At 64.1% G+C, this 12,730-nt stretch carries 9 protein-coding genes; all 9 read right to left on the bottom strand.

The window, feature by feature from the left end; translation table 11 throughout:
• Window positions 1–32: 32 nt before the first annotated feature.
• The gene (locus BLW50_RS08165; RefSeq protein ID WP_244544172.1) at window positions 33–2,699 is read right to left on the bottom strand and encodes a nitrate reductase; all 2,667 of its coding nucleotides are present in this window, start codon (window positions 2,697–2,699) and stop codon (window positions 33–35) included.
• 7 nt (window positions 2,700–2,706) lie between these two features.
• Window positions 2,707–4,305 carry a sulfite reductase subunit alpha gene (locus tag BLW50_RS08160; protein ID WP_090700126.1) on the bottom strand — a complete coding sequence of 533 codons (1,599 nt, stop codon included), beginning with the start codon at window positions 4,303–4,305 and terminating at the stop codon, window positions 2,707–2,709.
• A complete protein-coding gene (locus tag BLW50_RS08155; RefSeq protein WP_090700121.1) occupies window positions 4,302–6,086 on the bottom strand; it encodes a NirA family protein in 1,785 nt (594 codons plus the stop codon). The genes BLW50_RS08160 and BLW50_RS08155 overlap by 4 nt, the downstream gene beginning before the upstream one ends.
• Window positions 6,086–7,315, bottom strand: coding sequence for an NAD(P)/FAD-dependent oxidoreductase (locus tag BLW50_RS08150; RefSeq protein ID WP_090700119.1), 1,230 nt, complete (start codon window positions 7,313–7,315; stop codon window positions 6,086–6,088). Before BLW50_RS08150 ends, BLW50_RS08155 begins: the two co-directional genes overlap by 1 nt.
• A gap of 12 nt (window positions 7,316–7,327) precedes the next feature.
• Window positions 7,328–8,131 carry an ABC transporter ATP-binding protein gene (locus BLW50_RS08145; protein WP_090700116.1) on the bottom strand — a complete coding sequence of 268 codons (804 nt, stop codon included), beginning with the start codon at window positions 8,129–8,131 and terminating at the stop codon, window positions 7,328–7,330.
• Between the two features lie 10 nt (window positions 8,132–8,141).
• Complete coding sequence (gene ntrB / locus BLW50_RS08140) at window positions 8,142–9,035, bottom strand: nitrate ABC transporter permease (RefSeq protein ID WP_244544171.1); 894 nt, start codon at window positions 9,033–9,035, stop codon at window positions 8,142–8,144.
• A 112-nt stretch (window positions 9,036–9,147) separates the two neighbouring features.
• A complete protein-coding gene (locus BLW50_RS08135; RefSeq protein WP_090700110.1) occupies window positions 9,148–10,461 on the bottom strand; it encodes a CmpA/NrtA family ABC transporter substrate-binding protein in 1,314 nt (437 codons plus the stop codon).
• A gap of 320 nt (window positions 10,462–10,781) precedes the next feature.
• Window positions 10,782–11,966, bottom strand: a complete 1,185-nt coding sequence (locus tag BLW50_RS08130; protein WP_090700107.1) for a CmpA/NrtA family ABC transporter substrate-binding protein — start codon at window positions 11,964–11,966, stop codon at window positions 10,782–10,784.
• Window positions 11,963–12,592 (bottom strand): ANTAR domain-containing response regulator, encoded by a 630-nt coding sequence (locus BLW50_RS08125; protein WP_090700104.1) that lies wholly within the window; start codon window positions 12,590–12,592, stop codon window positions 11,963–11,965. Before BLW50_RS08125 ends, BLW50_RS08130 begins: the two co-directional genes overlap by 4 nt.
• Between the last annotated feature and the right edge of the window lie 138 nt (window positions 12,593–12,730).

Below are 12,730 nucleotides of genomic sequence, written 5' to 3'. Positions count from 1 at the left end.
GAGGCTGTTGCGGCTAGACGCCGGGTTTTCGCTTAAGCCGCGTCCACGGCTAGTTCGCTGATCCGCTCTTTCTCGATCATCTTGCGGATTTCCGGCTTGCAGGAACCGCAGTTGGTGCCCGCCTTGCAGGCCGCGCCCACTGCGTCGACGTTCCCGGCGCCGGCCATGATCGTCGCGGCGATGGCCGAAGCGCGCACGCCGTGGCATGAGCAGACGATCGGGCTGGTGTCGGCGCTAGCATCGAAATCGCGGCCGGTCAGCAGCGCCAGGCGCTCGCTGTCGCCGTCCACGGGCGCGGCGAAACGCTGGCACATGAAATCGAAGAAGGCGCTCTCGCGCTCCGCCGCGCAAAACAGCACCGCTTCGATGCGCGTGCCGCTCATGATGATGCTGCGATAGGTGCCGGCCTTGGAATCCTCCAGCGCCAGCAATTCTCCCTCGGCGGGCAGGAAGTTGCTCAGATAGGCGTGCACGCCCGCGGGCGTGCGCGGATTGGCGATGAGGGTTGCATGGCCGTCTTCGATCGGCAGATGCGCATGCACCAGCCAGGCCGGCAGTTCCAGCGGCTGGCGCGAGAGGATGAAGGCGAAGGAGTGGATCTCGGCCGGCTCCAAGGCCAGCGGCGTTGCCTTCATTTCCGGCTGGCCGGACACCGGATCAGCGAAACCCTGCACCAAGGCGCCAACGCGGGCGCGGCCACTGGTCATGTCGTTCCAATGGATCGGCGCGAAGGCCATGCCGGGCTTCTGGCCGTCGTTGACGGTGACTTTCAGGATCGACGAGCCATAGGGCGTGCGCAGGCTGGCGTAGCCGCCATCGCTCAGGTTGAAACGGTGTGCATCGTCGGGATGCACTTCGACGAAGGGTTCGGCGATGTGGCGCGCCAGTTTCGGCGCTAGGCCGGTGCGCGACATCGTGTGCCAATGATCGCGCACGCGGCCGGTGTTGAGCAGGAGGGGATAGTCGCGCGAGCGCCGGGCTTTGAGTTCCGGTGGCTCGATGGCGATGAAGCGCGCCTTGCGGTCCGGCGTGAAAAAGCCGCCATTGGCGAACAACCGTTCCGTGCCGCTCGCCGTGATGTCAGGACGTGGCCATTGAAACGGCGCCATCGCGTCGAAACTGGCGCGATCGATTGTTCTGAAAGCGCCGATGTCGAAATCGCGGGTGCCCTCATTCTCGAAGGCGGAGAGCGCCGCATGCTCTGCGAAAATCTCATCCGGCCCCGTATAGGCGAAGGCCTCGCCAAAACCCATGCGGCGCGCCACTTCGCACACCATCCACCAATCGGGCTTGGCTTCGCCAGGCGCTGTGCGGAATGGCCGCTGCCGGCTGATGCGCCGTTCCGAATTGGTCACCGTACCGTCCTTCTCGCCCCAGGCGGCGGCCGGCATGACCACGTGAGCATTTTCGAGAATGCCGTCGACCGCCGCATTCACTTCAGAGACGATCAAAAGGTCGAGCCGCGCCAAGGCTCGGCGCACGCGGTCGGCATCGGGCAGGCTCACGGCTGGATTGGTGCACATGATCCACAGCGCCTTGATGCGGCCGCTGTCGATGGCGTCGAATAGATCGACGGCCTTCAGCCCCTCATGCGTCGCCATGGCGGGCGCGTTCCAGAAGCGGCCGACGCGATCGACCTCCGGGGCTGAAAACCCCATATGCGCCGCGAGCTGATTGGCGAGCCCGCCGACCTCGCGCCCGCCCATGGCATTGGGCTGGCCGGTGAGCGAGAAGGGGCCTGAGCCCGGCTTGCCGATGCGCCCGGTGGCGAGGTGGCAGTTGAGGATGGCGTTGACCTTGTCGGTGCCCTGGGCCGACTGGTTGACGCCCTGCGAATAGCAGGTGACGACCTTGGGCGTTGCGATCCACCAGTCGAGAAACAGGCGCAGATCACGCATGGGAATGTCGCAACGCGTGGCGGCGGTCTCGATATCGGGCGCGATCTCCTGCGCGCGCAGCAAGGCGGCCTCGAAGCCGGACGTGTGCTGACTGATGAACGCGCTGTCGAGCCTGTCGCGTCGCGCCAGTTCGACCAGCAGCATCGAGAACAAAACGCTGTCCATGCCTGGGGCGATCGGCAGATGCAGGTCGCCATCGTCGGCGGTGGCGGTGCGGCGTGGGTCAATGGTGACGATACGGGCGCCGCGCTCGCGGGCGATCTGCATGCGCTGGTGCAGCACGGGATGGCACCAGGCGGCGTTGGAGCCGACCAGCACCAGGAGATCGGCGCTCTCCAGATCGACATAGGCGTTGGGCACTGTGTCCGAACCGAAGGCGCGCTTGTGGCCCGCAACCGAGGAGGCCATGCACAGGCGCGAATTGGTGTCGACATTGGCCGAGCCGATGAAGCCCTTCATCAGCTTGTTGGCGACGTAATAGTCCTCGGTCAGCAATTGGCCGGAGAGATAGAAGGCGACCGCATCGGGGCCGTGGCGCGCGATGGTCTGCTCCAGTCCGCGCGCGGCCTCGCCAATGGCGCGATCCCAGGACGCGCGCACGCCGCGCACCGATGGATAAAGCAGGCGGCTTGCCGTCGAGAGGGTTTCGCCCAGCGCCGAGCCCTTGACGCAGAGCCGGCCGAAATTGGCCGGATGGTTCGGATCGCCGGCGATTTCGGCGCCATCGCCTTTCGGCGTCGCCAACACGCCGCAGCCGACGCCGCAATAGGGACAGGTGGTCTTGATCGTTTCACCTGCCATCATCGCCTCAATACACATCGGCCTGGAAGCGCTGCGCCTTCTTCAGTGCGGCCACCCAGGCAACGGCCGCGTCCGTCGTCATGCCACCATGCTGGGTGGCAATATCGACCAGTGCGCGCTCGACATCCTTGGCCATGCGCTTGGCATCGCCGCAGATGTAGAAATGCGCGCCATCCTCGAACCATTTCCACAGATCGGCGCCGGTCTCGCGCATGCGGTCTTGCACGTAAATCTTTTCTGCGGCGTCGCGAGACCAGGCCAGCGTCAAGCGCTGCAATTTACCGCTCGCCTGCAAGGCGTCGAACTCGTCTTCATAGAGGAAATCATGGGCGCGGTGCTGATGGCCGAAGAACAACCAGTTGCGCCCCGTCGCGTTGAGGGCGGCGCGCTCCTGGAGGAAGGAGCGGAACGGCGCCACACCAGTGCCAGGCCCGACCATGATGATCGGCGTCGACGGATCGGCGGGCAGAGCGAAGCCATGGGCTTTCTGGATGAAGGCGCGGATTGGCGCACCGGCCTCCACCCGTTCGCCCAGATAGGTGGAAGTGACGCCGAGCCGTTCACGCTGGCCAATCTTGTAGCGCACCGTATCGACGGTCAGCGTCAACAACTCCGGATTGAGGCGTGGAGACGAGGAGATGGAGTAAAGCCGCGGCTGCAATGCATCGAGCGCCTCGATGAAAGCCTCGGCGCCAGGCCGCAGGCCCGAGAACTTATGCAGGGCGCCGAGAATATCGAGCCGCTCAAGATCGCCATCGGGATCTTCGCCGGCGGCCAGCGCCTGCGCCTTGCGGCGCGTCTCGCCGCCGGACATGTAGGAGAAGAGCTGAAACAGGCTGTCGGGGGCGGGGCCGAGGGCGCAATCCTCGATCAGCTTGTCGCGCAGGCTTTTGCCCGAAACCAGCCCATCAGGCCGCGCGCCAAGCAGCGCGACGATGGCATCGGCGAGACGGGGGTCGTTACGCGGATAGATGCCGAATGAATCGCCGGGCACATAGGCCAGGCCGCTGCCAGCGAGATCGAACTCGATGTGATAGGTGAGTTTTTCGGATGCGCCTTTGTTGAGGCGGCGTCGCGACAGAAAGCCCACCTGTGCTGGGTTGTCGCGCGATGGGCCAGCATCGGCGGCCACCACAACGGGAGCAGCGGGCTCTGCCGCAGCGAGGGCAGGCGCGCTGTCCAGCTCCACAGCCAGCGTCTTCAGCATGCGCAGCGTATCCTTGCCGCCGGGCGCACACAGGTTCAGTCGCTTCTCCTGGCCGCCCGCGAGCGCCGCGGAATAGGTCTCGCAGACATAGCCGCACTGGCCGCAATCCTGCTGCGCCATGGCGGCAAACATGCGCCGGGGCAGCGGCTTGCCGTCGGCGAGCTTCATCCGGTCGGGCAATTCCATCGACGCATCGTGCCAAGGGGCGCCGTCATCTTCCGTGGCGCTGCCGGCCAGTCGCGCCACCTCATTGCCATCGAGCGCGGTGGCGCCTGTCGCCGCTGTGCCAGGCGACAGAATGCCAGCGAAGAAGCCGTTCAGCCACGCCCGCTGTTCGGCGCTGAAAGGCGCGTTCTCGGGCAGGATTTCAACCGGCACAGGGTTGGCGTGAATGGTCATGCGGGGCTCCCGGCGGGCAATCCGGCGAAGGCGCGCAACTCGTCTTCGCTGTGGCGGGCAGTGAAGGCCTGGAACGTCTCTTCTTCGCTGCTGCGCTGTTTCGTCCAGGCCTTGAGCAGCGCCTCGACAGTCTGCGGACAATCTTCGGCGCGGATCTTGGTGGCGATCGATCGGCCGATCTTGGCTCGATCGGCGAAGCCACCGCCGACCACGAGATCGAAGCCATCGACCGTATCGCCATCTTCGTTGAGCGGCACGCGCGCGCCGATGAAGCCGATGTCGCCGATGTAATGCTGGGCACAGGAATGGTGGCAGCCGGTGAGATGAATATTGACCGGCTGGTCGATGGTCATGCGGGCATCAATATGCTCGGCGATGGCCATGGCGGTACGCTTGGTATCGGCGGCGGCGAATTTGCAGCCTCGGCTGCCGGTGCAGGCGACGAGGCCGGCGCGCACAGTGGTGGCGCGCCAGTCAAGCCCGCAGGATTCGATCCGTGCTTTCACTTTATCAAGCTTGTCGTCGGCGATGCCGGAGAGCAGCAGGTTCTGCCAGACGGTGAGACGGATATCGCCATCGCCATCTTCGCGCGCGATGGCGGTGAGCGCGCGCATCTGCGCGCAGGTGATACGCCCGACCGGCAGCAGCACGCCGATCCAGTTGAGCCCATCCTGGCTCTGGCGGTGAACGCCGATATGGGCCTGCCGATCAAAGGCCGGGCGCGGCGCGATGAAGGCGTCATCGATGCGTGTTAAAGGCTTGCCGAGCTTCTCTTCGACCGCGACAAGAAATTTATCGAAGCCCCAGGAATCCAACACATATTTCAAACGCGACTTGTTGCGGTCGGTGCGGTTGCCGTTTTCGATGAAGACGCGGACGATGGCATCGGCGATGCGGGTGCAGTCGGCCGGGCGGCAATAAACGCCGGTCGGGCGCGCCAGATCGCGATGGCCGCTGATGCCGCCCAGCGCCAGGCGCATCCACAGGCCGGATTCGACGCCGGCGCCATCACCCACCAGGGCCGCCTGGAAGCCGATGTCATTGGTCTCCTCCAGCACCGGAATGATGCCGCCGCCGTCGAAGGCAACGTTGAACTTGCGCGGCAGGCCATAAAGCGAGCGATCGTTGAGGATGTGATAGTGCCACTCGCGCGCCATCTCGCGCGTGTCGATCAGCTCGAGTGGATCGATACCGGCGCTCGGCGATCCCGTGACATTGCGGATATTGTCGGCGCCAGAGCCGCGCGCGGTTAGTCCCAGCTCCTGCACACCCTCGACGATGTGAATGGCATGATCGGCGCTGATGTCGCGGATCTGCAGATTGGCTCGGGTGGTGACATCGGTGAAGCCGCCGCCGCAACGCTCGGCCAGATCAGCGAGGCCCTCGAACTGGAAGGCTTTGAGAACGCCATTGGGAATGCGCAGCCGCGCCATATAGGAGTTCTGCGCCGGCGCGACATAGAACAGGCCGTAATAGCGCCAGCGGAAATTGTCATCGGGCTTGGGATATTGGTTCTGCGCCGCCTGGTCGCGCAGGCGCGGATAGGCGTCGAAGGGATGTTCGCTGCGTTTCCATTTCTCCTGCTCGGCCAGCTTGCCGCCGGTAGTGACGGTGCGGTCCTGGGCTTTCAGATGAATGGCGTCGGGGCCTGAGGGTTCAGCGGGGCCGGCAATGCCGGTGCCGCCGATCGGCGTGAGGCCGCGAACGGTGCGCGCCGACTGCAAGCCCGAGACGAAGCCCTCGAGATAACGCTTCTGGTCGGTGGAAAAATCGCCGCTCATCACGCTGCCTCCCGGAGCGAACGCTCCGCATGGGTGCGGCCGAAGATCAGCGACGGACGCAGCGCGGAAATGTCCAAGCCGTCACGGATCATGTCGCGATACCACAGCGCGTCGCCGGTCTCGCCGATGAGGATGGCGCCGGCCAGCTGGTCGCCCTTAAAGACCAGCCGCCGATAATGGCATTTGCGCCGGTCCTCGAAGGTAACGCTGTCCATGCCGTCGCCACCATCGAAGGCGCCAACCGAGAACACGCCGATGCCGGAGATCTTCAGATTGGTCGAGAGCACCGAGCCTTCATAAGCAGCGTCGGCTTCGCCGGCGATGCGCCGCGCCAGGACATCGGCCTGCTCGTAGCCAGGTTCGACCAGACCGTAGATCTGGCCGCGATGTTCGGCGCATTCGCCGATGGCATGGATGTTGGCGACCGACGTGGTCATTCCATCGTCGGCCTTGATGCCGCGCCCGGTGTCGAGCACCTCGCGCGCTAAAATGCTCTGCGGCCGCACGCCGACCGCCATGACAACGAGGCTGGCTTTAAGCTGCGTTCCGTTCTTGAAGGCGAGCCCTTCCACCTTGCTTTCGCCGAGAATACTGGCGGTGTCGGCGTTCAAAAGAATTTTGATGCGCTTGCGGGCGAGGGCATCGCGCAGGAACTGCGCCGCGCGGGCATCGAGTTGGCGTTCCATCAGGCGCGGCATCACATGCACGAGGGTGACGTCGCAACCAAGCCGCGCCAGGCCATAGGCGGCCTCGATGCCGAGCAGGCCGCCGCCGATAACAGCGACCGGCGCGCCAGGGGCGGCAGCCTCGCGGATGCGGTCGAGATCGGCGACATCGCGGAAAGTGACGACGCCGTCGAGATGTGAGCCGGGCAGGGGCAGGCGAATGGCGCTGGAGCCGGTGGCCAGCACCAGCCGGTCATAGGCGAGGCTTTCGCCGGTCGACAGCTCCAGGCGCGACGCGGCACTCTCGATGCGGGTCGCGGTGACGCCGGTGCGCAGGGCAAAGTCTTGCGCAGCATACCAGGCGCGGTCGCGCAGGCGCACGTCCGCCTGGCCGACGTCGCCGGCAAGCAGCGCCGAGAGCAACACCCGGTTGTAGCCCTCGACAGGTTCGCTGCCGATGACCGTGACCTTGTGCCGATCCGGCGCCAGCGCGGCGAGCCGTTCGAGGAAGCGCACGCCGACCATGCCATTGCCGACGACGATGATATGTTCCGCCCGGCCCATGGTCTCTCCCCGCTAGGCTGCGATCGACGGCGCCTTGTGGCGCGCGTAGAGAAATTCGAGGACGGCGGCGCGGGCCTCCGTATAGGCGCGGTTGTTGACCAGCTCGAGCCGCCGACGCGGACGTGGCAGGTTCACCTCCAGCACTTCGCCGATGGTCGCTGCCGGGCCGTTGGTCATCATCACCACCCGGTCGGACAACAGCACCGCCTCATCGACGTCATGGGTGATCATGATCATCGTGTTGCCGAGCTTCATGTGGATGTCCATGACGCTGTCCTGCAGATGGGCGCGGGTCAACGCGTCGAGCGCGCCGAAGGGCTCGTCGAGCAACAGGATTTTCGGTTCCATCGCCAAAGCGCGGGCAATGCCGACACGCTGTTTCATGCCGCCGGAGATTTCGGCCGGCCGTTTGTCCTTGGCGTGAACCATGTGGACGAGCTGCAGATTGTGCATGATCCAGTCATGCCGCTCGCTGCGCGTTTTGACGCCTGAGAACACTTTGTTCACGGCGAGCGAGACATTCTCGTAGACCGTCAGCCAGGGCAGCAGGCTGTGGTTCTGGAAGACCACCGCGCGCTCGGGGCCTGGCGAATTGACCTCCTTATCTTCAAGCAGGACCGCGCCTGATGTCACCGGCGTCAGGCCGGCGACGATGTTGAGCAAAGTGGATTTGCCGCAGCCGGAATGACCGATGATCGACACATATTCGCCCTGGCCGATCACCAGATTGATGTCGCGCAGCACTTCCGTCGTGGCCGAACCACGGCTGAAGGTTTTGCCGATCTGGTCGAACTTGAGATAGGGATGGTTGGACATGGGATTATCCTCAAGTTGCCGCGACGCCGCGCGTCACGAAGGAGCCAACAGCGGCGACCACGCGGTCGAGCAGGAAGCCGACGACGCCGATGTAGACGAGGGCGACGATGATGTCGGAGAGGCGCGAGGAGTTCCACGCGTCCCAGATGAAGAAGCCGATGCCGACGCCGCCGGTCAACATTTCAGCCGCGACAATGGCGAGCCAGGACAGGCCGATGCCGATGCGCAGGCCGGTGAAGATATAGGGCGCGGCCGAGGGCAACATGATGCGCCAGAAGAATTCCAGCGAGTTGAGGCGCAGCACGGCGGCGATGTTGCGATAGTCCTGCGGAATATTGCGCACGCCGACGGCGGTGTTGATGATGATCGGCCAGATCGAAGTGATGAAGATCACGAAGATCGCTGATGGACTGGAGTCGCGAAAGGCAGCCAGCGAGATCGGCAGCCAGGCAAGCGGCGGCACGGTGCGCAGCACCTGGAACACCGGATCGAGTCCGCGCATCGCCCAGACCGACTGGCCGATGACCGCGCCAACGAAAACACCGGTGACAGCGGCGAGACCGAAGCCGAAGGCGACGCGCTGCAGCGACGTCAGCACGCGCCAGCCAAGGCCGATGTCCTGCGAGCCATTGACGAAGAACGGATCGATGATCAGGTCTTTGGCGTCGCGCCACACCTGGAGCGGTGTCGGCAATGCCGCGCCGGGACGGCTGAAGGCGAGCTCCCAGACCAGGAGCAGCAGCACGACGACGATCAGCGGCGGCACCACGGTGCCAGCGACTGCGATGGCCTTGTTGCGGATCACTTGCGCCATGGGCTTACCCGATCTCAGCGGAATGATGGCGGCCGGCGGGCGCGGCGATGCCGGGGCGGACGCATTGGCTTTGAGAAGGGGGAGAGACACTGATTTTCTCCAGGTTTTATTCAGACGGGGACGCGGTGATGTTGAACGCTGATGAACTGAAGCAATATCGATCAGGTGTGTGGCGGGCCTGGAGGGGCCCGCCACGTGTCGCTTAGGCGACGCGCTTGATCGCCAACGAGGTGAGGTAAGCCGAGGGATCTGCCGGATCGAAGACTTTGCCGTCGAAGAAGGTTTCCTTGCCGCGCGAGGGCGAGGCCGGAATATCGGCGACCGCGACGCCCACCGCCTTGGCGGCGTCACGCCACAGATCCTCGCGATTGACCTTGTCGACGAGCGCCTTGATGTCCGTCGTCGGCTCGAACTTGCCCCAGCGAATGTCTTCGGCGAGGAACCAGGTGTCGTGGCTCTTGAACGGATAGGAGGCGTGGTCCTTCCAGAATTTCATCTCCAGGCCGCTATTGGTCACCTTGCGGCCGTCGCCATAGTTGATGTCGCCCTTCAGGCGGCCGACGATGTCAACGGGCGGCACGTTGAACCACTGCCGCTTGCCCAGGATGGTGGCCATCTCGTCCTTGTTGGCCATGGCGTCGCACCACTGCGCCGCTTCGATCACCGCCATCAATAGGGCCTGGGTGGCTTTCGGATTCTTCTCGATCCAGTCGGCGCGCAAGCCGAGACATTTTTCCGGATGGTTCTTCCACATCTCGCCGGTGGTGGCAGCGGTGAAACCGATGTTCTGGTTGACGAGCTGCTCGTTCCATGGCTCGCCGACGCAGAACGCGTCCATATTGCCGACCTTCATATTGGCCACCATCTGCGGCGGCGGCACGACGATGGTCGAAACGTCCTTGTCCGGATCGATGCCGGCAGCGGCCAGCCAATAGCGGATCCACAGATCGTGGGTGCCGCCGGGGAAGGTCATGGCGACCTTCACTTCCTTGCCTTCCGCTTTCTTCTTCTCGAAGGCGGCCTTCAGCGGCTTGGCGTCGATGGTCACACCAAGGCCCTTATATTCATTGGAGACCGAGAACGCCTGGCTGTCGGTGTTGAGGCGGGCGAGGATCGCCATCGGCACACCGATATTGTTCTGCGTCACCTTGCCGGCCGAGATGAGATAGGGCATCGGCGATAGGATATGCGCGCCGTCAATGCCGTTGCTGGCGCCACCGAGGACGAGATTGTCGCGTGTCGCGCCCCAGGAAGCCTGCTTGGCGACATCGACATTGGGCAGGCCGTGCTTGGCGAACAGGCCTTTTTCCTGAGCAATGACCAGGGGCGCGGCGTCGGTCAGCGCGATGTAACCGAGCTTGACGCCGGTGACTTCGGGGCCGGCGCCCTGGGCGAACGCGCCGGACGGAAAGCCGATCCTGGCGGCGGCGGCGAGAGCCGCTGTGGCCGAAGCGGTTTTAAGAAGGCCGCGACGGTCGATCATGCCGTTGGGGCGCCGTTTTTCATTTGTGCTCATTAGTCGTCCCTTCGTTCGCTTGAACCCTGCAGTTCGCCGTTTGCGCCACGCGCGAGCCAATAAAAAAGCCGCAGTCCTGAAAGCGCGCGAAGTGCGCGTTTCTCTCAGAACAGCGGCATTGCTGATTGGCCCGTCGTTGGACCAGACGCTACAACAGCAGCGCCTCTCGTTGTTTTTAATACAAGACGCGTGCCAACTTCGGCGGGATTCGAATTCGTCTTGCTTCCAAATGGTTACAAAGCAGGCACGTCAACCGCGAGCGCTGCCTCGCTGGCGACCAAAGCATCAGCATGTCAACGATTTGAGCAAAACGGCGTTGTTCATCGCACGACCGACAGCCGAGGGCGCCCCGAGGGCTTACGCCAGGCATTGAGATAGTCCTGGATGTTAACCGGATTGAACTCTGGGCCGGCGAAGGCGCCGATGCGATCTGATGGCGTGTTGGCCGCGGCGGGCAATGTGCCAAGCGCTTCGTCGTATAAATCGGTGCGGAATGCGGCCACCGCGCGTTCCCGCATCTCGTCCGACAGAGGCGCCTGACCCCAGCGCACAAGCTGGGCGTAGAACCAGGCGGCTTGCACCGGATCGGGTCGCGTGGCGGCTTGGCCGCCAATGATGATGTGATGTGGGTTGTTGCGGGTAGGGCCATTCGGTGAGAGCAGGATCGTGCCGGCCAGCACGCGCGCGACGAGATCGGGCGTCACGTCGATACGGGCCGCGATGACGTCCGCCACTGTCGTGCGATGGGCCGGGTCGCCGATCATATCGGCGGCGCGCATCAGAGCGCGGATCAGCGCGGCGCACGGCGCTGGGTTGTCGTTTGCCCAACGCTCGCGCATCGCCAGCACTTTTTCCGACACCCGCGCCATGATCTCGTAGCCCAGATGCAGAATATGTCCGACACCGGCATCGACCGCGACCAGATTCCAGGGCGCGCCGACGCAGAAGCCGTCGACATGGCCGCTGGCCAGGCTCTCGACCATGTAAGGCGGCGGCAGGACCACAAGCCGCACGTCTTCGTCTGGATCGACGCCACCCGCCGCCATCCAGAAGCGCAACTGGTAGTTGTGGTTGGAGAACGGAAAGGTCATGCCGAAATTCAGAGGCTCGGCGCCGCGCGCCTTGCGGTCGGCCACGACCTGCGCCAGCGCCCGTGCTGACACATGGGGATCGGCCAGATCGCCGGTGGCAACGTCCGACAGGGCGGCGTGGAGCTGCGGCGAGATGGTGATGGCGTTGGCGTTCAGCGCCAGATTGAAGGGCGTGATAATGGGGACGCGAACATGGCCGAGACCGAGGCTGGAGGCGATCACCAGCGGCGAGAGGAGATGCGCGGCATCAAGCAGGCCGAGGTTGAGTTTATCGCGCACGTTCGACCACGAAACTTCGCGCACCAACTCGATTTCGAGCCCTTCCGCCTGGGCGAAGCCGCAATCGGCGGCGACCAGGAGCGCGGCCGCGTCCACCAACGGGATGTACCCAATGCGAAGTCGCGTTATTTTCATCTGAAGAGGTCCGCGGCTGTGATGATGACTTGGGCGATTTCGGCGATCTTCTTGTTCTCGTTCATGGCGGTCTTGCGCATCAGCGCATAGGCATCATCCTCGGCGAGGCCCTTGGCCTTCATCAGAATGGCTTTGGCGCGGTCGATCAGCTTGCGCTCCTCAAGCGCGCCCTTGGCCTGGTCGAGTTCGGTCTGCAACCGTGAGAAGGCATTGAAGCGCGAGATGCACAGATCAAGGATGGTGGTCACACGCTCCTTGCGCAGCCCGTCGACGATATAGGCGGAAACACCGGCATCCATGGCCGCCTGGATCGAGGCGCGGTCGCTCTGATCGACGAACATGGCGACCGGCCGCTTCACCACACGGCTCATCTGGAACAGCTGTTCCAGCGTGTCACGGCTGGGACTTTCCAGGCCGATCAGAATGACATCGGGGTCCATGGCGTAGATACGTGTCAGCAGATTGCGCGTTTCCTCGATACGGGTGACGTGGGTGAAGCCAGCCTCACGCAAGCCATCCTCCAGGATCGCCGCGCGGATGGCGCTTTCGTCGACGATAGCGATTTTCAAATTGGCGTCGCGCTGTCCGCCCGGTTCGGCACCTGACGAAACCGGCTTTTTCTCCATCTCAGCCAAAGCTCCAGTCCTCGCCGTACGTCGCGGCTTTGCCGATAGATCAACAGCGTCGTCGCTCAACGCCCGTCTCTGTCTTCGATCAAGCAAGTGCTATTCCATCGAATGGCCGCGCGGATTGCCGTGCGGCAT

This window comes from Beijerinckia sp. 28-YEA-48, from assembly GCF_900104955.1.
Taxonomy (GTDB): Bacteria; Pseudomonadota; Alphaproteobacteria; order Rhizobiales; family Beijerinckiaceae; genus Terripilifer.
The sequence above is the reverse complement of the archived record's forward strand: the minus strand, read 5'-3'. Positions and strand labels throughout refer to the sequence as shown.

What these genes read in the sequence shown, in the direction of transcription:
- BLW50_RS08165 (WP_244544172.1), bottom strand. Translation starts at nt 2,699, where the DNA reads ATGGCAGGTGAAACGATCAAGACCACCTGTCCCTATTGCGGCGTCGGC.
- BLW50_RS08160 (WP_090700126.1), bottom strand. Translation starts at nt 4,305, where the DNA reads ATGACCATTCACGCCAACCCTGTGCCGGTTGAAATCCTGCCCGAGAAC.
- BLW50_RS08155 (WP_090700121.1), bottom strand. Translation starts at nt 6,086, where the DNA reads ATGAGCGGCGATTTTTCCACCGACCAGAAGCGTTATCTCGAGGGCTTC.
- BLW50_RS08150 (WP_090700119.1), bottom strand. Translation starts at nt 7,315, where the DNA reads ATGGGCCGGGCGGAACATATCATCGTCGTCGGCAATGGCATGGTCGGC.
- BLW50_RS08145 (WP_090700116.1), bottom strand. Translation starts at nt 8,131, where the DNA reads ATGTCCAACCATCCCTATCTCAAGTTCGACCAGATCGGCAAAACCTTC.
- BLW50_RS08135 (WP_090700110.1), bottom strand. Translation starts at nt 10,461, where the DNA reads ATGAGCACAAATGAAAAACGGCGCCCCAACGGCATGATCGACCGTCGC.
- BLW50_RS08130 (WP_090700107.1), bottom strand. Translation starts at nt 11,966, where the DNA reads ATGAAAATAACGCGACTTCGCATTGGGTACATCCCGTTGGTGGACGCG.
- BLW50_RS08125 (WP_090700104.1), bottom strand. Translation starts at nt 12,592, where the DNA reads ATGGAGAAAAAGCCGGTTTCGTCAGGTGCCGAACCGGGCGGACAGCGC.